General features: G+C 55.9%; 13 protein-coding genes, 1 tRNA gene, 2 rRNA genes, 5 pseudogenes and 1 other annotated feature (1 of these 22 only partly in view). Of the genes and pseudogenes, 11 read left to right on the top strand and 10 right to left on the bottom strand.

Translation table 11 applies throughout. The annotated features are described in order from the left end of the window. From LDL28_RS13580 to LDL28_RS13590, 3 genes are all read left to right on the top strand, one after another. A 23S ribosomal RNA gene (locus LDL28_RS13580) occupies positions 1-2,328 on the top strand (it extends 415 nt beyond the left edge of the window). A gap of 110 nt (positions 2,329-2,438) precedes the next feature. Beyond that, positions 2,439-2,554 (top strand): 5S ribosomal RNA (rrf, locus tag LDL28_RS13585). Between the two features lie 20 nt (positions 2,555-2,574). Beyond that, positions 2,575-2,651, top strand: a tRNA-Met gene (locus tag LDL28_RS13590). Positions 2,652-2,899: 248 nt separating this feature from the next. Here the strand turns inward: LDL28_RS13590 and LDL28_RS13595 are convergent. From LDL28_RS13595 to LDL28_RS13610, 5 genes and pseudogenes are all read right to left on the bottom strand, one after another. Beyond that, positions 2,900-3,244, bottom strand: a pseudogene (locus LDL28_RS13595) (PHP domain-containing protein); the annotation flags it as partial. After that, positions 3,239-3,399: pseudogene (locus tag LDL28_RS15730) on the bottom strand (DNA polymerase Y family protein); the annotation flags it as partial. The pseudogenes LDL28_RS15730 and LDL28_RS13595, both read right to left, overlap by 6 nt. A gap of 57 nt (positions 3,400-3,456) precedes the next feature. Next, a complete protein-coding gene (locus LDL28_RS13600) occupies positions 3,457-7,107 on the bottom strand; it encodes a DEAD/DEAH box helicase (protein WP_233059040.1) in 3,651 nt (1,216 codons plus the stop codon). After that, positions 7,107-7,520 carry a hypothetical protein gene (locus LDL28_RS13605; protein ID WP_233059041.1) on the bottom strand — a complete coding sequence of 138 codons (414 nt, stop codon included), beginning with the start codon at positions 7,518-7,520 and terminating at the stop codon, positions 7,107-7,109. The genes LDL28_RS13600 and LDL28_RS13605 overlap by 1 nt, the downstream gene beginning before the upstream one ends. A gap of 96 nt (positions 7,521-7,616) precedes the next feature. Then, positions 7,617-8,380, bottom strand: a pseudogene (locus LDL28_RS13610) (IS5 family transposase). Positions 8,381-8,554: 174 nt separating this feature from the next. Between LDL28_RS13610 and LDL28_RS13615 the strand changes: the two are divergent. The 7 genes and pseudogenes from LDL28_RS13615 to LDL28_RS15775 all read left to right on the top strand — a co-directional run. After that, the gene (locus tag LDL28_RS13615; protein WP_233059042.1) at positions 8,555-9,175 is read left to right on the top strand and encodes a hypothetical protein; all 621 of its coding nucleotides are present in this window, start codon (positions 8,555-8,557) and stop codon (positions 9,173-9,175) included. A 561-nt stretch (positions 9,176-9,736) separates the two neighbouring features. Beyond that, the gene (locus LDL28_RS13620) at positions 9,737-11,014 is read left to right on the top strand and encodes a type II restriction endonuclease (RefSeq protein ID WP_233059043.1); all 1,278 of its coding nucleotides are present in this window, start codon (positions 9,737-9,739) and stop codon (positions 11,012-11,014) included. Positions 11,015-11,161: 147 nt separating this feature from the next. Beyond that, entirely contained in the window at positions 11,162-11,728 is a 567-nt protein-coding gene (locus LDL28_RS13625; RefSeq protein ID WP_233059044.1) for a hypothetical protein, read from the top strand. 41 nt (positions 11,729-11,769) lie between these two features. Beyond that, positions 11,770-12,532: pseudogene (locus tag LDL28_RS13630) on the top strand (IS5 family transposase). Positions 12,533-12,796: 264 nt separating this feature from the next. After that, positions 12,797-13,732, top strand: a complete 936-nt coding sequence (locus LDL28_RS13635; RefSeq protein ID WP_255663278.1) for an MFS transporter — start codon at positions 12,797-12,799, stop codon at positions 13,730-13,732. 26 nt (positions 13,733-13,758) lie between these two features. Continuing rightward, positions 13,759-14,043 (top strand): transposase, encoded by a 285-nt coding sequence (locus tag LDL28_RS15770; protein ID WP_408887022.1) that lies wholly within the window; start codon positions 13,759-13,761, stop codon positions 14,041-14,043. Then, positions 13,998-14,114, top strand: a sequence feature (AL1L pseudoknot). Its footprint overlaps the gene before it by 46 nt. 93 nt (positions 14,115-14,207) lie before the next feature. Beyond that, positions 14,208-14,722 (top strand): annotated as a pseudogene (locus LDL28_RS15775) (IS3 family transposase); the annotation flags it as partial. Between the two features lie 357 nt (positions 14,723-15,079). On the opposite strand, the gene LDL28_RS13645 reads toward LDL28_RS15775, so the two are convergent. The 4 genes from LDL28_RS13645 to LDL28_RS13660 all read right to left on the bottom strand — a co-directional run bounded on the left by LDL28_RS13645 (position 15,080) and on the right by LDL28_RS13660 (position 21,937). Next, entirely contained in the window at positions 15,080-17,017 is a 1,938-nt protein-coding gene (locus LDL28_RS13645; RefSeq protein WP_233059046.1) for a toll/interleukin-1 receptor domain-containing protein, read from the bottom strand. Between the two features lie 13 nt (positions 17,018-17,030). After that, positions 17,031-18,986 (bottom strand): hypothetical protein, encoded by a 1,956-nt coding sequence (locus tag LDL28_RS13650; protein WP_233059047.1) that lies wholly within the window; start codon positions 18,984-18,986, stop codon positions 17,031-17,033. A 975-nt stretch (positions 18,987-19,961) separates the two neighbouring features. Then, a complete protein-coding gene (locus LDL28_RS13655) occupies positions 19,962-21,440 on the bottom strand; it encodes an FAD-dependent monooxygenase (RefSeq protein WP_233059048.1) in 1,479 nt (492 codons plus the stop codon). Positions 21,441-21,565: 125 nt separating this feature from the next. Further along, a complete protein-coding gene (locus LDL28_RS13660; protein ID WP_233059049.1) occupies positions 21,566-21,937 on the bottom strand; it encodes a hypothetical protein in 372 nt (123 codons plus the stop codon). A 528-nt stretch (positions 21,938-22,465) separates the two neighbouring features. On the opposite strand from LDL28_RS13660, the gene LDL28_RS13665 reads away from it, so the two are divergent. Next, positions 22,466-22,627, top strand: a complete 162-nt coding sequence (locus LDL28_RS13665; protein WP_233059050.1) for a hypothetical protein — start codon at positions 22,466-22,468, stop codon at positions 22,625-22,627. Positions 22,628-22,764: 137 nt separating this feature from the next. Here the strand turns inward: LDL28_RS13665 and LDL28_RS13670 are convergent, their stop codons facing one another. Continuing rightward, a complete protein-coding gene (locus tag LDL28_RS13670) occupies positions 22,765-23,097 on the bottom strand; it encodes a hypothetical protein (RefSeq protein WP_233059051.1) in 333 nt (110 codons plus the stop codon). Positions 23,098-23,271 lie beyond the last annotated feature (174 nt).

The following is a 23,271-nucleotide window of genomic DNA, read 5'->3' on the forward strand; positions in this document are numbered from 1 at the left end:
TACTCCCTGGTGACCGATAGCGAACAAGTACCGTGAGGGAAAGGTGAAAAGCACCCCGATGAGGGGAGTGAAAGAGACCTGAAACCGGATGCCTACAAGCAGTCGGAGCCTCTTATGGGGTGACGGCGTACCTTTTGTATAATGGGTCAGCGAGTTTCTGTTTGCAGCAAGCTTAAGCCGTTAGGTGTAGGCGTAGCGAAAGCGAGTCTGAACAGGGCGACGAGTTGCTGGCAGAAGACCCGAAACCGAGTGATCTAGCCATGGCCAGGCTGAAGGTGCGGTAACACGCACTGGAGGGCCGAACCCACGCCTGTTGAAAAAGTCGGGGATGAGCTGTGGCTAGGGGTGAAAGGCCAATCAAACTCGGAAATAGCTGGTTCTCCGCGAAATCTATTGAGGTAGACCGTCTGGTATTACCCCGGGGGGTAGAGCACTGGATGGGCTAGGGGGGCCCAAAGCCTTACCAAACCTAACCAAACTCCGAATACCCGGAAGTATGAGCCAGGCAGACAGACAGTGGGTGCTAAGGTCCATTGTCGAGAGGGAAACAGCCCAGACCACCAGCTAAGGCCCCTAAATCGTGGCTAAGTGGGAAAGGATGTGGGGATTCCAAAACAACCAGGAGGTTGGCTTAGAAGCAGCCATCCTTTAAAGAAAGCGTAATAGCTCACTGGTCTATTAGAAACCCTGCGCCGAAAATGTAACGGGGCTCAAGCCACGTGCCGAAGCTGTGGGTGCATATCTATGATATGCGCGGTAGCGGAGCGTTCCGTAGGTCTGTGAAGGAGACGGGGTGACCCTCTCTGGAGATATCGGAAGTGCGAATGCTGACATGAGTAGCGACAAACAGTGCGAGAAACACTGTCGCCGAAAGTCCAAGGGTTCCTGCGCAAGGTTAATCCGCGCAGGGTGAGCCGGCCCCTAAGGCGAGGGCGAAAGCCGTAGTCGATGGAAACCGGGCAAATATTCCCGGGCCTGCCAGAAGTGACGAATGCAATATGTTGTCGGGTCTTAACGGATTGATCCGGCTTTTGGCGCATTCCAGGAAATAGCTCTGGCATATAGACCGTACCCGAAACCGACACAGGTGGACTGGTAGAGAATACCAAGGCGCTTGAGAGAACGATGCTGAAGGAACTAGGCAAATTACTTGCGTAACTTCGGGATAAGCAAGACCCATCAGTGGGCAACCATTGGTGGGTGGCACAGACCAGGGGGTAGCGACTGTTTAGTAAAAACACAGGGCTGTGCGAAGTCGAGAGACGACGTATACGGCCTGACGCCTGCCCGGTGCCGGAAGGTTAAGAGGAGGTGTGCAAGCACCGAATTGAAGCCCCGGTAAACGGCGGCCGTAACTATAACGGTCCTAAGGTAGCGAAATTCCTTGTCGGGTAAGTTCCGACCTGCACGAATGGCGTAACGACTTCCCCGCTGTCTCCAGCATCGGCTCAGCGAAATTGAATTCCCCGTGAAGATGCGGGGTACCCGCGGTCAGACGGAAAGACCCTATGAACCTTTACTGCAGCTTTGCAGTGGCATCAGAGACATTCTGTGTAGGATAGGTGGGAGGCTTTGAAACCGGGGCGCCAGTTCCGGTGGAGCCATCCTTGAAATACCACCCTGACTGTTTCTGATGTCTAACCGAGGCCTGTTAGCCAGGTCCGGGACCCTGCATGGTGGGCAGTTTGACTGGGGCGGTCGCCTCCCAAAGTGTAACGGAGGCGCGCGATGGTGGGCTCAGGCCGGTCGGAAACCGGCTGTCGAGTGCAATGGCATAAGCCCGCCTGACTGTGAGAGTGACAGCTCGATCAGAGACGAAAGTCGGCCATAGTGATCCGGTGGTCCCGCGTGGAAGGGCCATCGCTCAACGGATAAAAGGTACTCTAGGGATAACAGGCTGATCTCCCCCAAGAGTCCACATCGACGGGGAGGTTTGGCACCTCGATGTCGGCTCATCACATCCTGGGGCTGGAGCAGGTCCCAAGGGTTCGGCTGTTCGCCGATTAAAGTGGTACGTGAGCTGGGTTTAGAACGTCGTGAGACAGTTCGGTCCCTATCTGCCGTGGGTGTTGGAGACTTGAGAGGATTTGTCCCTAGTACGAGAGGACCGGGATGAACATACCTCTGGTGCACCGGTTGTCGCGCCAGCGGCACAGCCGGGTAGCTAAGTGTGGACGGGATAACCGCTGAAAGCATCTAAGCGGGAAACCCACCTCAAAACAAGGTCTCCCCAAGGGCCGTGATAGACCATCACGTCAATAGGCCAGGTGTGGAAGCGCAGTAATGCGTGCAGCTAACTGGTCCTAATCGCCCAATAGGCTCATTCCATCGCCACAATCGTGGCAACATACATGCACAGCAGTCATCCACTCTCAACACTCATACAAAACACACCAACCCATCCACATCCTCTCCCCTCAATCAGGGGGACTGGATGACCTGGTGGCCATGGCGGGGAATGATCCACCCGATCCCATCCCGAACTCGGCCGTGAAATACCCCAGCGCCCATGATACTGTGCCTTAAGGCACGGGAAAGTCGGTCGCCGCCAGGTCTTCCAATCCCCCTCACAATCGCGGGGTGGAGCAGCCCGGTAGCTCGTCAGGCTCATAACCTGAAGGCCGCAGGTTCAAATCCTGCCCCCGCAACCAAAACTTATTCAATATAATCAGCATGTTAAGCCGTCCGTAAGGGCGGCTTTCTGCGTTTCAGATACACCTGCAGGATGCGTATAGGATGCAAATGGGAGTGAAACTCCAGCGTAGTTTGGACTCATAACAAGGCTTTTCACGATGGCGTGAGCTTTATCGGCAGCCTTATTGATTAGTGGAAAGTGCGCGATCTGACGACGATACGCTCACCGGCGGAATCGCTGTCATGGGCGCTCTCAGCAGAGGTGCAGCAGTGTCAGCGCCATATAGGCTCGATCGGCAAAGGTGTCTTTCAGTTTGCGTAGTGCAGGGCACAACCGGCTATAGGCGGCCCGGTCCGTAGGGTAGACCGGCACCGGCGGGAAATCGGCAAGGTCGGGGCGACAGCCAACGACAAACCTGAGCCCGATCTGCTTCACCGTGACATGGGTTTGCACAATGCCTGCCAGAGAATTACGGTCGCAGATGCCCAGAGCCTCAATGACAAGAGCTTTTGCCTGTTCGCACAGTTCGATCAGTGAGGACGCCCCGCGCGGGAACGAGAAATAGGTCGTGATCTGAAGTTCGGCGTAGCGTGGTGCTGGCCCACCCACCCGGTAGAGCCAGAACCGCTCACTACTGGTATCTTCCACCATTCGCCAAAGACCCGTTCCGGCCCGTCGGCGTATTTCACCTTCCGCCCCACGCCGAGCCAGATGAAGAACAGCGGCGGCTGGTCTGGCAGCGCTACCATTGCCTGCACTGATTGGTTACTCCCACCACGCCATTTCTCCTTTTTCTTTCAACTCAGTCCTCCGTGTTCTCCCTATTGTCGCGAGGTTGTAGAGAACGTGCGGTGGACCGCGGTTTCCCATCGGTTCACTCGAAGTTCGTAGTCGTTGCCGATCCTTCGGGTTGAAAACTCTTCGAGGATATCGTCGGAGCGCGCGAGTTCGAAACCGGCGGGATCAAGCCATCGAATTAATGCGCCGCTCACGATCGGAATGACGCTATATCGCTGGCGACGACCATTGGTACCCGTCAGTCGGACGGTTTCGGCACCTTCCGCCGGTGCTGTCCGCTCCCTGCTTGGGAGGCTACCTTGCCATTGAAGGAAGAGTTGAGGATCGATCCAGTCGTCTGGATCAATGTCTTCGAATTCGTTGTTCAGCCAAGCATCGAATTCGGCGCGTCGGCCTACCGCTGCTTCTCGGGTTTGCGCTAGATTCTGGGATAAAGCGAACGCCACGAACGGGTCATGGGTCCCCCATCTCAGAAGCTCGCGAGCCCAAAAGCCGAACCAAGGAAGGCCGGTAGTATTCTTCCACTCATCAAGCGAGGGAACGGCGAAAGGGTCTCTTGCACCCGTTGACCATGCTTGTGCCACTACGGCGCCGATGGCGACGCCTAGCCGAAATTCGAGGTTGTCGGCGACGAAGCGCTGCCAGGTGCGTAAGTCGTCAGCTTCGGGTGTCAGAGCGTCGGGCTCATGCATCCACCAGTCCAAGACATTTGTCCAAGTCCGGAGGATTTCCTGGTCCGTAGCCGTCTGGCGTACGCGAAATCCAAATCCGCGATCGGCGGACAGCAGGTCGCCGATTTGCTCGAATACATTAATTCGCGCTTCTGCGTCGTCCGTGCCGTAGGTCGTTGCGGCAGCGATGAACTCAAGGACGCGTGGCGCGATCTGCTCGAAACGTCGGCCTACGAGTGGCGAGAAGCCGTATTGGTATAGACGGCGGCGTTCATCGGCATCTGGATAGACGGTTTCTACGATCGCACGCCCGCGCTGCACGAACGCGCGCTCGAGCCAGACCTCCTGGATTGCAGCCGCAGAGGTGAAGGTCGTGCGCCATAGTTCTGCTAGGTACGCTTCCGCTCTCGCCCCCGTCATGGCCACGTCCTCCGCTCGGGTTATTTCCTCGAGGGCGTTCAGCAGAACACCATCCAGCTCGTCGAGTGTGTCGGCGAGCCTTGAGAGAGCGTCGGTGGCGCCTTCTCCAGCGGTGCCGCTGATGTCGGTGGGTAGAGTTTGCTCTAACCATTCGAGAAAATCGTCTGGATCAATGCCTAGGAGACGGATTGCTCGATCGTGGATCGCGTTGAGCAGAAGCGCCAATGGGCTTTCCACTTCGTCGGTGTCCTCTTCTTCAATCAGCAGCGACACGCGCAGCCGCTCGTAATCTCTCTGCAGTTCCCGAAGCTGGCTTCGTTGGACGGGTATAGTCCCCGCAGCGGTGGAGGATACCTGGGTCGGCAGGGCAATCAGCATCATGCCCTCGATGCCCTTTGCGGTCCCCGGCCGACCCGCGCGGCCTGCGAGATTGCGGAGTTCGGAGGTGGAAAGAGGAGCGATAACTTGTGTCTGGGTTTCCTGATCCCACGATCGTCGTTTAAGTGATGTCAGAAATATGAGATCGAAGGGAAGATTGACGCCTTCGGTTAGCGTCGCGGTCGCGACCGTAATCGGACATATTCGGCGCTCGATCATGTCAGTCATCAGCCGTCGTAGACGTTGCGGCATCTGGCCGTGGCTGGTGGCGATTCCACGATCGAGCAGGAAGAGTTCAAACGAATCTTCGCCGCAATAATCGATGCAAGCTGCCCGCGCTTCGTCGAACCTCGCCCGATTGGCTCCATTTGGCGCGGCAAAGCGCGGTACGGTGGCCCAACTGGCAAGTTCAAGGGCTTCTTTGAACCAGCGCATTGTTTGTTCGGGCTCTTGCGCGACGGAAATCAGGATGCGCTGGTCTTCCTCAACGAGGTGAAGCACAGTCCAAAGAACGCTCAGGCAATTGAAGCGATTGAGGCTGTTTCGCATGGCGGCCGGAAGCTGCGGCATCGGTTGCATGCGCAACGGCAGATATACCGGCTTTTCCTGGCCCCGAATGTAGAGCGTCCGGCCATTCATGATGTCTAGAAGGATACGGCCAGTGGCATTGGGTGCAGTTTCCAGAACGCCTATGACTTGGCGCGTGCTGCGATATCGGACGCCGACGGCTTGGGCGTCGCGACGGCCCTCGATCCATCGGGCGACTGGAAGGGCCGCGCCACCCGCGACGGCCGTGAGCGCGATGCGCACGACGTCGGGGCGCTGCGCTATCACCCGCGAGACGAAGTTCTCCAGTCGGATCGAACGGTTGCTGTGGTCTGAGAAGCTGACGCGGGTGTTTTCGTCGCCGTTCGGGACAATCTGATGCGCCTCGTCGAGGATAAGCAAGCGCAGGCGTGCTGTGATGATGGGGCCGAGATAGCGCATTAGTGCGTCGGCTTTTTCGACGGTGGCGATCAACACCGTCGGTTCGTCGCCCGTGAGCCAATAGTCAGTGATCCCCCAGTCCGCACCGCCGTAGAGCGCTGTGATGGTCATTTCGTTCCCAAGCTCGGATCGGAGTTTGGTTTCGACCTCGCCGGCGAGCGCTCGCGACGGGACAAGGTAGATGGCGAGTGGAGCAAGGCCGTCATGCTCGCGCAGTAGCAACTCCTTGACGAGTGCCATGTTCGCGACGAGCGTCTTCCCCGAACCCGTTGGCGTGCAGAGTGCGAATGAAGAGTCGCTTAGCAGTCGATCTAGGCCCTGAAGCTGCGAGGTCCATAGGATGCCTCGGCCACGGCTAAACTGATCGCGGGCATAGGCTGTGAGCTTTCCACTCCGGCCCGGGTTCAAAGCGGCAAGGGCGATCAGGGGACGATAGATGCTTGCGGCTTTATAGCTGTCTGCGACCTGCCGCATGAGCGATAGGACCAGTGACGCGTCATCGCTGAATGTCCTGGCGGCCATTTCGTCGAGCGCATAGAGCTTCGTCATGGCGGTCTCTAGACGCGCGTCGTCGCCGCGCCGCAGGCTGTCGGCAATCAGCCCAAGGCTGCGGACAAGCTCGACCGTGAAGAACCAACCGACGCGGTCGTCATCCTCATCCAACTCGTCTAGTTCGGTCCCCGGCTGGGCCAGTCGAAGCGACGCATCCGATGCCGTCAAATCGGGATGGGCGTTCCAGAAGGCGGACGAGAGTCGAATGACGTCATCGAAGTCTGCTTTGAGAAAAGCGGCGTAGAGGGCAACACCGTCGTGCTCGGTGGTAATTTGCCTGAGAAGCCCAGAAGCCATCGCTGGCAGGCCTCCGAGTTGATAGGCTGCGGCCGCGAGAAGCTCGATCGGGACGACGACGCGCAGCGTGTCGGCGGCACGGGATAGCCATTCGAGGATTTCGCCGGTCCTGCGAATGCAATCGATCGCCCGTGCCGAGCTTGCACCTTCGATTTCCCGAAAAATGTGAGCCGCGTGCAAAAGGCGGCGGGCATCGGCGAGCTGTCGTATGGATTCACGCTTGGTCCACTGTATTGCAGGAACCTGCCAAGTCGTTTGAAGGCACCGCACATACGCGCGGGCTTGTGGTCGTGATAGTTCGTTTTCAATAGCGAGCGCCCTGCGCAAGGCGTCGGCAATTTCCAGGCGGTCTGCGTCTTGTTCGGGCATTATTCGGTCTCCTGCCAGAGGCTCGAATAGAGACCATCGATAAGTTGTTCGCCGTCGGTTAGGATGAGTTCGACGACTTGCAGATCGTGCGCCGCTGTATATTCTTCCGGCGCTTTTTTCCAATCGATGAGCACATCTAGAGCCTCGCGTCCACGCGCGCCGTTCCCGGCAATCAGAATGAGGTTCGTGCGCGGTAGAGGCGGCGCATTTTCCAAGGCGATGGCGCGGTCGATCGACAGGATCGCTGCCTGATGACCCTTGGGATCGCGCTGCTCAAGGAGGCGCTGGAGTTGGCGCAGCCCATGGGGAACGGCGGTATCGCGATTGACTTCGAACCAGACTCCGCGTCCCGATCGAGCGCGTTCGCCGGTCTCCTCGTCTTCTTCCCAAGGGCCGAGCATCAGCGAGTCCACTGCAGATGCTGTGAGCCGCTGGCGCCACTTCGCTTCTCCGGCGATGAAGCGGATGACTTCACCGGCAGCATTTAAGGATAAGCCTAGGCTCAGGACTCATTCCTTAAGATAGAAGATGAAGCTTGCTGCGATGTGGATTGCAGACATGAATGTATGAGCGCAGCGGTCGTATCTGGTCGCCACACGTCGCCAGTCTTTCAGCTTTGCGAACATGTTTTCGATCAGATGACGCTTTTTATACAGATGCCAGTTGTAAGGCGGCTTTGATTTCCGGTTCTTTTTCGGGGGAATACAGGCAGTGATATTGCGTTCTGCAAGCGATAACCTGATCCGGTTGCTGTCATAGCCTCTGTCCCCGATGACTTCTTCTGTCTCGTCGGAGAGATCTGCCAGCAGCACGTCTGCGCCTCTGAAGTCACTGACCTGTCCCGCAGTCAGATGAAGGCGGACAGGCCGGCCCAGACCATCGCACACGGCATGGGGTTTTGAGTTCAGGCCACCTTTTGTCCGTCCGATATGGCGGGGAAAAGCCCCTTTTTGAGCAGGGAGGCCGATGTCCGGTGCGCCTTGAGATGTGTTGCATCGATCATCAGGCGCTTTGAACGGCCTGCCTGTTCAGTCAGGGCGACAAGGATCCTGTCAAAGACGCCCAGGCGGCTCTACCGGATGAAGCGATTATACAAAGTCTTGTGCGGGCCATACGCTTTCGGAGCATCTTTCCACTGAAGACCGTTGCGGATCACATAAACGATCCCGCTCAGAACACGCCGGTCATCCACGCGTGGGACTCCGTGAGCCAGAGGAAAATACGGGGTAATTCTCTCCATCTGGCTCTCAGACAGCAAAAACACATCACTCACAGGCTCATCCTCCCGAATGCCTGTGAATCATGAAACTCAGCTCAATTCAACAAATTAATAGGTCCTGAGCCTAAAGTTTATGGCGTACATCTCGGTCCGGTATCGACGCCGTTTTACGAAGACGAAAATCCACGGCCAATCGGGCCGAATTTCTATTTCACCCAGCAATGCGAATTGCAGGCCCTTCATGAAGCCGGCGGCCCGGAATGGACGATCCTTCGCCCTGACGTGGTGGTGGGCGATGCTGCCGGGAATGCAATGAATATCGCGACCGTCATAGGTGCCTACGCCGCTATCTGCGCGGCCGATCAAGCGGCGTTCCGGTTTCCGGGATCATACACAACATATGATCGGTGTCTGGCCCAGGTCACGGATGCCCATGCGCTGGCTCGCGCCAGCCTGTGGGCAGCAACCTCGGAAGCAGCATGCGGTCAGGCATTCAATTACGTTCATGCGCCTTTCCGGTGGCGCCGGATCTGGGAGCGTCTGGCCCAGCATTTTGGTCTTATGGTGGGCGAACCCATTCCGTTTTCACTGTCAGAGCATATGCCTGCACTTGAGCCGATCTGGAACCAGATCAGCAAGCACCTGGTACAGCCCGATTTTGACAAAGCTGTCGGCTGGGGGTTTGGCGACTTTGTGTTCGGCACAGAAGCCGATGTCGTGTCAGATATGACAAAAATCCGACTGGCCGGATATACGCAGGACGCCGATCCGCTAGCAGTTCTGATCAGCGCGATTGAACGCCAACAACAGCAAGGCGTGATTCCGCGCATAGGCATCCGCGAGGGGTAGCGGCAGTGTCTAGCGATCTGTCTTTCCGAGTTTGGCGATGTGTATGACAGTCCGATCAAATGGTCGGCGCAACTGAAAAAGTTGGCGCAGCAGTGATCTTCAATTCGGGGCGCATCCTATAAGCTTGCTATTTATATGGCAGACGGACGTTTTGAGCGGATCCGCCACTACTTCTGTAACTTTGAACAAAGGGCTTTCGGTTTCGCTAGCGGAGGGGCTTGCTAATCATATTCAAGATCAGGCGCATGCAGAAAAAAGATTAGAGAAAGAGCTACTTAAACTCGCTTTATTCTCAACTTGATATTGTCGCAATTTGAGAAGCAATTCTGCCCCCGCAACCACTTGCAGTTTCTGAAACCCCGCTAAGTCAACAGCTTAGCGGGGTTTTGCTATGCGTAAACTGAGGGTATATTCTGGGAAGCTGTTTAATTTCAGTTATTTAGGGGGTGTAGGTTCAAATCCGGGGTATCCTACCGCGCAACCACTTGCGATTATCTGCATTGACGTAAGACGCTGTTACAATCAGGCTCAGAAGAGAATGTAATTTTAGCTTCCGGATTGATGACCGATCTTATTCGAGACCTTATCCTTCGCTGGCGGGCCGATCCGGCAGGGACCTATCAGAGCTGGTTTTTATGGGATGAGCGCCTTAAGAACTTTCGCTCTATCCGCCGGGGCCTGCAGCAGGTCGTCGCCGAAATTGCCGATGGCACATTCGGGGTCGCCTATCGTGGCTCATCCCTGGAAACGGTTGTTCATTCGATTGCGGAGCAGCGTCAGATTTTCAAGGGTGCGGATCATGCGTTCCTGTGGAAGCCGAAGCTACGGATTCCCGATATCTACGAAAATCCCGCCAATCAGAAAGCATTCGGGCAGCTTCTTAGTACCTGTCTGTGCTGCAATACCGAAGAGCATGTGGTTTCGGCCATTCATGCAATCGATGCCCGGAAGATAAAAGGGCTGGGACCAGCCGTCGCCAATCTGCTGTATTTCCTGCATCCGACGATCATGCCGCCTTTCAATACGGCGATCGTGAACGGCTACAACGCCTTGACCGGATCAAAGGTGAAGCTGGGGCGATGGGAGGAATATCTTGCCATGCGGCAGAGTATCCTGAAGCTGAATGCGACCTACCGTTCGCTGCTGTCCAATGATCTGGGCGCCATTGGAGGACTGCTGTTTGACCTCGGAAGCGGACGCTATACAGCGCCGCCTCTTGAGGATGACGAAACAGCGCGAAAACTCTGGGAAGCCGATCTTCATCAGGTGAGGGAGCAAAGCGCAAAAGAGGCCCGGATCCTCGCCACGGAGCGGGAAACGGATCATACCCATACCGAGATTCAGGGCTGGCTTCGCGATCTGGGGCTTTCTCTGGGTTACGATGTCTGGATTGCGGCCAATGATCGCAGTCGTCCATGGCAGGAGGGTAAGCTGGGGGATGGCTGCCTGTCGGTATTGCCGGGGTTCACGACGGAAACGCAGGGAGCGGAGTCAGTGCGTCTGATCGATGTCCTATGGCTGGACCGGGACAGCCACCGGATTGTTGCAGCCTTCGAGGTCGAGCATTCAACGACCATCTATTCCGGCATCGTGCGAATGCTGGATCTTGCTCTCGGGTCAGAGGCGCAGGTTCTGGAGGGACTATTCCTTGTCGCGCCGGACAAGCGGGAAGCCGATGTGCGGGAACAGTTGCGGCGGCCGGCCTTCAGCAGGATTTCTGATCTGAAAGTCCGGTATCTGCCTTATGGGGCGCTTGAGAAAAATCGCGAGGCAATCAGGCGCTTTGGCCAAGGACTGAAGCCTATCCGAGTCATATCCCATCTCCTTACGCCAGTATAATGGTGGTGACCGGAATGGGGGAGAGCAGACGGTTCGTTCCGGAGGAAACAACACACAAGATCGGACTCCACTCCTATTCTGTATCTTTTCGTGTCAATGCAGGAATGTTACTATTTTTATCTTAGATGAGGAGGGAAGGTCGCCGCTGTGACTTGGCTGGAAACGCTGATAAACACCGAGATTATCGATCGCATCGCTGCTGATCCAAGGACGACTGCGGATAATTTCCTCGGTTATCCCAAACAGCATGTCTTCGCGGACGTGCTACAGGGAGGTCGACGTATCATTGAAGTGCCTTTGTCCCTTGAGACGCCTGCGGGAGAAATAGTTTCCCTGAGCGTGACAGATCAGGCTCTTCTGTATGCCCGTTACAACCAAAAAGGGCACTTGCATGAGCTCATGCATGCGTTCAGGCAATTGATCGGCACATGGCGTGGGGAAATCAGTATTCTCGACATCGGCTGCGGACCTGCAACGGGCGGACTTGCCTTAGCCTCGGTCGTAGGGCCGGCGCAGGCTTTTCGCTATTTCGGCTGCGATCGCTCTATCGCGATGCTTGACCTTGGCGGGAGGCTCATGGCTAAGGCCCGCGAGTTGGACGGTATTCACCGGGCGTCAGAAATCCGTTTCGTTCCCTGTCTGAACGATGTCGACTTTGGCAATCGTCGGCAGGTAACGACCCTAGGCTCAGGACCTATTAATTTGTTGAATTGAGCTGAGTTTCATGATTCACAGGCATTCGGGAGGATGAGCCTGTGAGTGATGTGTTTTTGCTGTCTGAGAGCCAGATGGAGAGAATTACCCGTATTTTCCTCTGGCTCACGGAGTCCCACGCGTGGATGACCGGCGTGTTCTGAGCGGAATCGTTTATGTGATCCGCAACGGTCTTCAGTGGAAAGATGCTCCGAAAGCGTATGGCCCGCACAAGACTTTGTATAATCGCTTCATCCGGTGGAGCCGCCTGGGCGTCTTTGACAGGATCCTTGTCGCCCTGACTGAACAGGCAGGCCGTTCAAAGCGCCTGATGATCGATGCAACACATCTCAAGGCGCACCGGACATCCGCGTCTCTGCTCAAAAAAGGGCTTTGCCCCGCCATATCGGACGGACAAAAGGCGGCCTGAACTCAAAACTCCATGCCGTGTGCGATGGTCTGGGCCGGCCTGTCCGCCTTCATCTGACTGCGGGACAGGTCAGTGAGTTCAGAGGCGCAGATGTGCTTCTGGCAGTTCTCCCCGACGAGACGGAAGAAGTCATCGGGGACAGAGGCTATGACAGCAACCGGATCAGGTTATCGCTTGCAGAACGCAATATCACTGCCTGTATTCCCCCGAAAAAGAACCGGAAGTCAAAGCCGCCTTACAACTGGCATCTGTATAAAAAGCGTCATCTGATCGAAAACATGTTCGCAAGGCTGAAAGACTGGCGGCGTGTTGCGACCAGATACGACCGCTGCGCTGATACATTCATGTCTGCAATCCACATCGCAGCAAGCTTCATCTTCTATCTTAAGGAATGAGTCCTGAGCCTAGTTTGGATGGGAATTAAATGGAATTTACGCACTGACTGTCGATCCCTGATGCTGTTCACAAACTGGGCAGGGAAAGGGTCTTCATGTTTCGCGTAGCGATTGGGCAGTCCAGGCTTGTGCAGGTAGCGTCATGCCCCTTGGCTTTGTGGTCGTTCTGATGACGTCAGCGTCGTCAATGTGGCGCTGGAAGCGTTGCACGCCGCCTTTCGGGCCGACATGAGCGGTCTGCAATAGGTCGTCAACGCCTATACGCTGGCGTTCGCGGCACTTCTGTTGACTGCCGGGGCGCTCGGGGATCGGGTCGGCGCCCGGCGTGTCTTTATGGCTGGGTTTTCGCTGTTCACACTCGCATCGCTTGGATGCGGTCTCGTTTCTGACTTGCGGGCACTGATTTTAGCCAGATTCCTGCAAGGAATCGGGGCGGCACTTTTGGTTCCGAATTCGCTCTCCTTGCTGCGTCAGGTCTTTCACGACCCCGAAGAACGCAATCGGGCGGTGGGATGGTGGGGCGCTGGCGGTGGAATCGCGCTCGCCGCAGGGCCGGTCGTGGGTGGGTTTCTGATTACTGTTGCCGGCTGGCGCGCCATCTTTCTCGTCAATCTGCCGATCGGTATGCTCGGTCTTTGGCTGACCGCGCGCTACGCGCCGACTTCTCCGAAACATCCCAATCGTGGGCTTGATCTCGCCGGCCAGATTACGGCGACTCTTGCGCTCTCAGGTCTGACAATGGCGCTGACGGAAGCGAGTGTCCGTGGCTGGACCGACCCGGTTATTGTCGTGGGTCTTGTTGCGGCAGTGTTGCTCGGAGCGCTGTTTCTCTGGCTGGAAGCTGGCAATCCATCCGCGATGCTGCCTTTGAACCTGTTCCGAGACGGGACGCTCCGGAGCGCCACGACGATCGGTTTGATCGCCAATCTCGCATTTTATGGCGGCGTCTTCATTCTGAGCCTTTATTTTCAGGCGATCCGGCACTATTCGCCGCAGACGACCGGATTGGCCTTTTTGCCGATGATGGCCACGCTGGTGATCATGAATGTCATTGCAAGCCGGGTCGTCGGTCGCGTTGGCCCGCGTCGTCTGACGGCGATTGGAATGAGCATATCGGCGCTCGGCTATGGCCTCTTGAATTGCCCCGGGTTTTGTGGAGACAGAAAGACCCGTGAGGTAAGAAGAATTCATGAGCAATAAATCGAAGCGTTTTCCGCCTGAATTTCGTGAACGTGCAGCCTGCATGGTTCTGGAGGAAGAAGAACCATCCTTCGCGGTGGTCTGCGGTGATGATGATCGCTCCAAAGCTGGATATTCACCCTGACACGCTGTCAAAATGGACCCGTCTGCATGAACGGGCGAATGCGCCTGCGGTGAGTGAACTGCCTGATCGAGAGAAGATCAGGCAACTGGAGCGAGAGAACTGCGCATTGCGGCAGGCCAATGAAATCCTGCGTAAGGCTTCTGCGTATTTTGCCCAGGCGGAACTCGACCGCCGGTTCAGGCCATGACCCGCTTCATTGAGGAGCATCGGCAGACATATGGTGTCGGGTCAATCTGAAAGATCCTGCCGATTGCGCCATCTGTCTATTATGCTTCCGTGGCCAGGCAGAAAAATCCCTATGTGCGCGGCCAGAAAGACAAAGAGCTGTATCCGCAACGTCCGTGTCCGCAGGATCTGGTGCAACGCCAGTTTCATGCTCCAACTCCCAACAGGCTCTGGGTTTCGGATTTTACTTACGTTTCCACATTGATGTGTTTGCCCGCGTGATTGTGGGCTGGCGCGTCTCGTCCACTACCCATACCGACTTCGTGCTGGACGCCCTCGAGCAGGCTCTGTGCCAGAGGCGGCCTGAGGGCAAAGTGACCCATCATTCGGACCGCGGCTGTCAGTATGTGTCCATTCGCTACACGCAAAGACTGGCTGAAGCGGGTCTCGTTGCTTCTGTCGGAAGCGTTGGGGATTCCTATGATAACGCCCTGGCGGAGACTATCAACGGGCTCTACAAAACCGAACTCATCTATCGACAGGGGCCATAGAAAAACAGGGAAGCTGTTGAACTGGCAACGCTTAAATGGGTTGACTGGTTCAATAATAGACGCATCATGTCATCCATTGGAAACATCCTGCCAGCAGAAGCTGAGGCTCGCTTTTATGCACAACAAAAATCACATGCTTTAGCCGCGTAGTTCAGATAAAAAACGTCTCCACAAAACCCGGGGCAATTCAGTTCAGGGATACCCTGCTCTCCCGTCTGGTTCTAGCCCTTGAACGGGATGCCGCAGCCATTCGGGCTTCTCTTGTGACATCGTGGACAACCAGCCCTGTTGAGGGACAGATCAGTCGATTGAAGATGATAAAGCGCACCATGTTCGGGAGAGCAGGGTTCGAACTCCTCAGGGCACGTGTACTTCCAGTCTCATAGCGCAAAAGTCACCACACACTTTGCGGAAGAGCCCAGTTCTCAGTGAAAATCAACACCCTCTGTCCCCTTTCAATCAAGATCGCGGCAAGCTTCATCTTCTATCTTAAAGTGAGTCCTGAGCCTAATGGAGATGACGTAATTTATTGATCCATGATGGTTGACTGAGTGGGGCAAGCGGTTCGACAATCTGGGTGATTTCGGCCGGTGTCATGGGCGCTAGGTTAGAAGCAAGCAGGGTGAGGCCGGATTCATAGAAACCATAGGTATCCCGTAACAGGGCCTGCGCATCTGCTGCGCTGATCTGTGGTGGGAGGAAAGGCCGGAGAGTCTCGAGGGTATCATGGCGCGGGCCTCCGGTCGTATCACCGAGAAGAGCCATGAGGGAGGCTTGGGACTGAGGTTTAGCGAGGGCATGTCTGAGGAGCATGACGCTGGATGACCAGAAGTCACCGGTCTGATCCAGAATCTGGGCAGCGTCTGTTCCGACGAGGCCGGGCTTGATGTGGGGGGTGATAGCTGCGATGGCGTCGTGTCGTGGCCCTTGTCTCATGCCATCCAGAAGAGAGGCGACATCCGAGGCCTCCAGTGAGTCACTCATCTGATGGGCGAGAATGCTGATTCCGAGAGAACGGAAATCCCAGAGCCCATTAAGAAGTTTGACGATTTCAGCTGGGGTAAGCGTATCGGGCACCGCGGCTTCAAGCGCACGTATGGCATCCAGGCGTGTCCCTTCACGGGTTATTCCGAGCAGGCGATCGAGATCAGGGCCGGATTGAGGCTTGGTTAGTTTCGGGATGACGAAGGTAAGTGTCGAGGTCCAGAAACTATCCGTATTTCGCAGGATTTTCAGAGCCTGATCCGTTGTAACGGGTGTCTGGATGTGCTGCATAAGGTATTTTACTGCGTCGTTTCGCTGCCCCTCAGCCAGATTACCCAGTAGAGCGACGACATCATCGCCGTTGAGGGTGTCAGGGAGATCCTGATCTAGATACCGGAGGGCTTGGCCACGGAAGCTCTCGGTATACTGGAGGAATGAGACCGCCACGCCGGGGGGAATAGGAGTGGGGATGCGATCAGAGAGCATGTGGAGACTATCGGAGCGAGCACCTTCCCGCATCCCGTGTAGAATACGACTGACCTGATCGTAGGTCAGTTTTTCGTCCGTTTCTTTCAGGACCTGATTTAACATGTTAACGCGCATGCTCGGGTTGGTGCGGATAAGTTGCTCGATGAGTGGCGTGAAGGTGCTGGCCGTGTCCGTGGCGGGTTTAGGCGAAGCGGGTGACGGGGAAGCCGACTGCTGAATCGCAGCAGGGCCGGACCGGGCTGGCGCAGGCGGAGCCGACGTGGTTTCAACGGTTGGTGGAGGAGCCGGATGGGAGACTTCGGCTGGCGGTAAGGGGGGTGAGGAAGGTGTTGTGTCGGGTAAAATCTGTGTCCGGGCGGATGACACGGGTTGCAGGCTTGAGGCTGGCTTATGCAAGAAGACGGTTACCCCGACCACAGCACCGAGGACGGCGACACCTCCCCCCATTAGGGCGATGCGGTTTCCAGATTTGCGGGACGCTATGTAGCCGCTTGTTGTCGCTGCATTGTCTGGGAGTGTCTCACCGTTGGCACGAGCAACCTGTCGTTTCAGCGCGTTGCAGAGACGGTCCAGCGCGGTATCGTAATTGCGGAACAGGTCGATGAACTGGGCGTTTGTAATCTGATATTCGAAGGCGCCTGTCGGGAGAATGTCTTCGATCCGGGCTGGAATGACGGGCTTGCTGCGCTGGCTGGCAAGGGCCAGTTCCTTGACGATTTCCTTGGAACTGTTGGCGTGGCTACTGAAGAGTAGCAGCATGGCAGCGGCATGACTCATCGCGTTGACGATGGCGCTCTGATAATCATCGCCGGGTTCGATGTCGCGGGAGCTGATCCAGCACCGGATGCCACGTTTCTCGATGTCGTTTACCAGTTTCCGGGCAAAGTCATCATCTTTCGATGAGAAACTGATAAAAATCAGATCATTCATCTCGGGTTTATTCCTGTGCTGATCGGTCTGCGAAGCGGTCATGGACGTGTGCTTCCTACCCCATTTTCACGGTGACGGGGTGGGCACGATGCAACTGTACCCATGTTGCGTTTTCGGCGAGAGATTCCTTGCCGAGGGCCACAACGAGTGCTTTCCATTCATGGTCGAGCACGTTGTCGAGGGAGGTGTTGCTGCCGAGGGCCTCGTTAATTTCAGTGGCCTGGCGACTGGCATGGGCGAAAACACCGGCGGCTTGTTCGTAAGCATGAGTGTGTTCTTCGAACAGGCGGAGTTCCTGAAAAGCAAGCAGGAAGGCGAGGATGGCAGGCAGTACGCCGATGATGACCGACGGGATTTCCCGGAGCCATTCCGGCCACTCTTCCGGCAGTTCGCCGCCCAGACTGAGCTGGGTGCTGAACAGGAAGACGATGACAAGAGCGAGGGTGCCGATAGTCAGCTTGGTCAGGCGCCTGAGGGTTTTAGCAGCCTTTTCATATTGGGTGACGCGGTTTTGGAAATAGTCCTTCTGTCCGTCCATCCATGAGGTCTGGATGGCGGTGCATGGCACGGTTTTTTGCTGGAGGGCAGAGGCCATGGCGCAGAGAGATGGACCGCGCAGGGCGAGGCGGATCCAGCCGAGTTCACCTTCATGCTGGCGCAGGTAATTGTCGGATACAGAGAGAGGCACGCCGGAGAGCGCCCAGTAAAACTGCACTCTGAGGGCTTCAGCGAGAGCACGGTGATCCTGATAGAGGGTCTGCCAGCCGTGTGGTTTTACCGAGAGGAAATAGACGGCTGCCGAGATGGCGAAGACGAGGCCATAGAGTCCGAGGAAGACGGGATTTTTTCCATATTCACAATAGATTTCGAAAAAGAGGACCGCGAACGGTACGGCCGCTGCAAACCAGAATAGGGCGCCGAGGTGCTGGCGGCCGGGGGCTCTCTTCCGCCAGGGCAGACCAGGAGCCCAGTCTCCGAGGAGTTTCTGCTGGGCGAGGAAGGAGAGTGTATCGGCCGCGGCGAAGGTGCTGCGAAGGTTTTCCAGTTCCGGATCTGCAGTGCCCGATGCCAGTTCGGGCACTGTGTTGGGAGTGAGATAGCTCCCGTTCCGGGCGCAGAGGGCTGGATGCTCGCGTATGATTCGGGCGAGTGCGGCATCGGCCTTAATGATGAAGCGGAAATCTCGCGGCAGGAGTGGCAGGAGGCGCTTGCACCAGTCTTCCACGGTGCCGACGGGATCTAGATCGTGCCAGAAATTCGCAGCATCTCCTGCCGGTGGAACGCCTTCCTGAGTTTCGGTACTGAGGTCGTTCCACCAGCGCACGGCGCCAGCATGAGCGAGGTCCGGAGTGCCGCTGGAACTGCGTGGGGTCCGGAGGTGGAGAATGGGGCCGCATCGGGCGAGTTCAAGACGGGGAAGCCGGGCATTGAAAAGCGCGCTGTTGCGGAAGGTCTCATCGGAGACCTCAGTATATTCCCCGTTGGTGCGGATGGCGATGACATGGGCGGTGCCGCCACGTTTCTCGGTCCGAACATATCCGGGGCGCCGGGTGCGGGTGTCGGGATCTTCTCCGTCCCATAGGGCAAGGAGGATGTGGCTCTGACGGGCCAGCAGCACACCGAGCTGTTCGTACTGCAAGATATTGCGTTTTTCAGGATCGGATTCGGTTGTTGCGACGGGCGGCAATGTAAGGCGAAGGATGACGCTATCGTGGTCAAGGATCCGGTCGAGACGGGTGGCGGCTGCGGCGCTCATAGTCCTGCGGTAGAGCGTGCGCTCCATGGGAAGTATGCAGACGAGCGGCATGTTCAGAGCGAGAGCGATTTCGGCGGTTTCCTGATCCGCGCCTTCAGCCAAGGCAGTCATCAGGTAAATCTGGTTGCCGTAAAGTTCGGAGAGGCTACCAAGGATACGGCTCAGGCGTTCCCGAATGATGGGGAGGGCATCGGGATGGATGTCACGGTGTCCGGATACGCCAATCAGGAGAGGTAACATCGGCGCGTTGGGCATGAAGAGTCTTCCTGATGGTCGGGCCGGCTGCTGGCGTGTTCTGATAAGGTCCATTCCAGTTACAAGAGTGATGTAAACGTGTAAACAGTCGGGATTGTCAACAGGTCAAGACCATGCTGCGGCTTACGTATTTAGTGTCTCGTTTTTCGTAAAAGTACATGTATCAGATATAGAGAGTAAGAAAGTAATTGTTTATTCATAAATTATTGGGGTCTATTATTCAATGTATCTGCACGTCGTGAAGCAGATATGCTTGGATGATGAAATGACGAAATTGGTGACGAACTGTGACTATATTGTATCTGCTGAAAAGGTCTGTTTGTAGAGACTATTTTTTATTGTAGCCGATCAGGTGTTCCCTGGTCCGGCTCGGAGGCTGGCCGTATGTCTAATGATGACTGCAGCGCTGGTGCGAAAGCTGTGTTAGCCCTGTCCTCGGGTCGGTTTGTCATGGTCTATGACGGGCAGGGCGTCCAGTTCGTGCCGTCGCGCGCAGAGATGAAACGACTCATGGCGCATGCGATTTGCTGCACATTTTAGACTAACATGTTCAATATCGTCCCAGATGGCGATCTTAGTGGGTCGTGTTTACACCATGCGCAACCGGCGCATTGGGATTTCGTAGGTTGTTCATCCGGCGCTGTCCGTCAGTTCGACCTCCCTGATACCCGTATTGGCCGGGAAAGCGGAATGTCCGCAAGCAGAGACATCAATAGAAATGTGGCCGTTCATAAGGGCAATGTTCCCGGTTCCTGCGCGTACGCTTTGGTTTCCAGTGGCCTTAGCTGACGGGCATCCATGGTCTGATCCCATGGCTGGTGCATGTGCGTGGCAGCCCACTGCTCAATGAGATCCTCACAGCCTCGCGTTTGAAATCTTCCGTATACCTCATGCTCTCGTCGGTCTCCTGATACGAGCTTGAAACGCTCAGATGACAGGTGCTGAATCATTGCAATTCCTTATCGAATCTTATGTTCAAGTTCGTCCCGATAAAGATGTATGTGCTGCCATTCCTGCCAGGGCAGTCTCGATCACCGGCCAGTTCCCATCATGTGCACGCGCCATAACGTAGCCATCAGGGCGTACCAGCCAGATGCCATTTCCAGCCGGCTGACAGAGTTCGGGTTTCAGCAGGGAAGAATGGCGGGCGATCATGGCCCGCGCCTGTTCATCGTCTCTGGCAACCAGTGTAAAGCGGGGAAGGTTGCTTGTGCTCATGGTACAGGCGGTAGTAAATCGCTGCCCGGGTCGCGGGCCTCGGAGCCCTCTGGCAGAACCGGTATTGAGGGGACTGTCCGGATACTCGATCCTGACGCCGGAAAGCCGGTTGGCGGCAGCGCGACGGATCATTGGTATGCTGAAGATTCCCCTTACGATAAAGCCGCGCAGCAGTCGCGCCAGACGGCTTCTGAGTAGAACAATTCTGGTCATACGGCCGGAATCGGACAGGATCTGCCGGGCGACCGCACTGCGTTCGATGCTGTAGCTGTCCAACAGGGTCGGACTGGCCTCGTGTCGCTCGACAAGTGCCAGTTTCCACGCAAGGTTGAAGGCGTCCTGCATACCCATGTTCATGCCCTGTCCCCCGGCAGGGCTATGGATATGAGCCGCATCACCCGCGAGGAATACGCGGCCCGCACGATAATTCCGGACCGTGCGCTCGTTGACCCCGAAATCCGACAGCCAGACGGGGTTGGACAGGGTAATACCGCCCGGTCCGCGTCGGTCGACAATTGCCTGTACTTCCTGCAGGGTCGGGGCATGCAATGGAGCAGAACCGATATCGGCAATAATACGGTAACGATCCGGCGATATGGGAAAGAATACGACCGCTCCCTCAGGATGCCAGAAAATAGCCAGTTCGTCCGGCTTGATGGCGAGACCTGCGACATGCACATCGGCGATGATAAAACCAGTTGGCAGGGTATCGCCCTCAAATGCCAGGCCAAGCCTGCGGCGGACAAAGGAATGGGCGCCATCGCAACCGATGAGCCATGCTGCCTCCATGGTTTCGCTTTTACCCCCGGCATGTGTCAGGGTGCATGAAACGCCATCGCCCTTATCGACGAAGTCCGTCAGTTCGATGCCGCGTTCGACTGTTCCACCAAGATCCCGGAGATGGGCTTCCAGCAGACGTTCGGTCTCTGATTGCGGGATCATCAGAAGATAATTGAATGGTGAAGTAATCGTCGCGAACGTGACACGGGCAAGGACTTTGCCGTCGGAGTGAATGCCGACGGCTTTTGCATGCAGGCCAGTGGCCACGAAAGCATCGGCACAGCCCGCTACTTCCAGCAGTTCAAGGGTTCGGGCCCAGACGGCGAGGGCTCTGGACTGATCGGTGCGCCCGGGTGCTTTATCGACAAGCCTGACGGGCACTCGATACCGCGCAAGCTCGGCAGCCATGATCAGACCGACCGGCCCCGCACCGACGACAAGAACAGGCTTCGACATGATTTTTGTCCGCAGGGAAAGGAACTGTCCGACTAGGCACAACAACCATTTCCCGGATTAACGCCTGGGATGCTTAACCCGTTCCGGTCCAGAAAAAGGCAAAGGCATGGTCGCGCGTGCTCTGGTCAACCCGCCTTTGCCCCTTGAACCTCGGGGTCATTTTCAAAGGCGTGCAGGACGGCAGACCAGAATGCCCGCAGGCTTGGAAAACAGCCCCAGTTGGGAGGCTCTTCAGCTTCTGCAGTCGGATCTATACCAAGCAGGGCCTTGCTGACGCGGGCGATTTCTTCATCCGTGCAGGCCAGTAAGGTTTTCAATTCGTCGATCGTTTGCAGTTTAAACGGGAGATCATGCGTTCGAGGTCCGCACTGGATCGCTTCCTCCAGCGTATCTCCAAACATATCAGCATCTTCGCCTAAAGAACTGGCGCCGAGGCCAGTTAGACGATCAAATGTTTGGCGGATCTCGTAATCAGTAAAGCCTAACAGGCTGCTCATAATATATGATCCTATTGTGTTCTTTATTTGTAACTTAATTTTTGTGTATCGTATGGTTTTTAGCAGGTCATGGCCGTCTGGCTTACGGTTATGCGGGGTACTTCATGATGGTTGAGATAAAGCCTCTTCTGCCGATGGGGTGAGAGAAGATTCCGATTGGTGGGCGTCCATGTCGGCTCAGTGGTGCGTAGCGGCGGTTGATGGAAGCGCTCAGGCGTGTCGTCATGCCTGAAGGACAGCCTACTTGCATCCGCAATGCAATGCGAACGGCCTGCGTCGCCGCGAAATGCCCGGTTGTATGCAGTAGGCTGCCGGGAAACAGGGCATCCGTGCTTGGACAGCAGACATAGAAATGGATGGTGGCAGGAGGGAGGGGCATCGGCAGGAAGTTCAGGTGCACGAAGTCTGTTTAATAACGATTTTCAATATATCTTATGGTTTCATACAATCATCACACTTGTTCGGGCATGTTTTTGCTATGGCAATCCTGCCTGCGCTTTTGCGGGTTTTTTCAGAGGTTTCCGGATCATGGACAGAACATCTGATATTACTCCATCCCCCCGCAAGGAGCCGCATGAGGAATGGCGTGAGGCCCTGATTCATGCATGGAAAAACAGGGGCGGCCATATCCGGTCATACGATACGGCACCTGCCGTTACGGATGAAGGTTTCATATTTGACGAACCCTGATTTTTTAATAATACGAATATAATTTATACATTTATGAGCATTGTTTATGATTCATTCGGTTACAAATGAGGTATGAAGGTGGTCTTTATTTATTAAGATCATCATTTTATAATCTATTTTCTGATTGAGAAAATCAGTTATGTTAAGAGGATATTAATAACATGAAAAAAGCACTGCTTTTTGCTGCGGCGCTCGGTCTTTCCCTTCCTGTCGTGGCGCATGCGGAAGACAACACCGAAATGCATCATGAAGGTGAGCGCGGTCATCATCACGGCCGCAATCATGGCGATCATGAGCATGGTGACCGCGAACAGGGTGATCGTGAGCATGGCGACCATGAACATGGTGATCATGAGCATGGTGACCATGAACATGGCGATCACGCGCAGCAGTAATCTGCGAACGTAAAAGCCTGAAGAAGGGGGCGCTCCGTTTGGGGTGCCCCCTTTTTTTTGGAAAATGTTATCCAACTATGAACAGAGACGGATCAGGCGCTGTCAGCGATTGGTAATTTTATCCGTTGGGCAAGCGTTTCCCCGGGCCTGACGTTTCCGGGGGCATAAATATCAGAGCTGACCACAAGACCACGGGAGCCTGAAAGAAGGGCTCGATTGCAAAGGGCGGGACCGTTGTGAAGCATCTGC

Origin of the sequence: Komagataeibacter sp. FNDCR2 (assembly GCF_021295395.1) — a bacterium.
Taxonomy (GTDB): Bacteria; Pseudomonadota; Alphaproteobacteria; order Acetobacterales; family Acetobacteraceae; genus Komagataeibacter.

Bases quoted from the DNA above. Each gene is read 5' to 3' on its own strand.
- LDL28_RS13660 (WP_233059049.1), bottom strand. From the start codon at position 21,937: ATGAGCAGCCTGTTAGGCTTTACTGATTACGAGATCCGCCAAACATTT.
- LDL28_RS13655 (WP_233059048.1), bottom strand. From the start codon at position 21,440: ATGTCGAAGCCTGTTCTTGTCGTCGGTGCGGGGCCGGTCGGTCTGATC.
- LDL28_RS13620 (WP_233059043.1), top strand. From the start codon at position 9,737: ATGACCGATCTTATTCGAGACCTTATCCTTCGCTGGCGGGCCGATCCG.
- LDL28_RS13665 (WP_233059050.1), top strand. From the start codon at position 22,466: ATGGACAGAACATCTGATATTACTCCATCCCCCCGCAAGGAGCCGCAT.
- LDL28_RS13650 (WP_233059047.1), bottom strand. From the start codon at position 18,986: ATGCCCAACGCGCCGATGTTACCTCTCCTGATTGGCGTATCCGGACAC.
- LDL28_RS13645 (WP_233059046.1), bottom strand. From the start codon at position 17,017: ATGACCGCTTCGCAGACCGATCAGCACAGGAATAAACCCGAGATGAAT.
- LDL28_RS13600 (WP_233059040.1), bottom strand. From the start codon at position 7,107: ATGCCCGAACAAGACGCAGACCGCCTGGAAATTGCCGACGCCTTGCGC.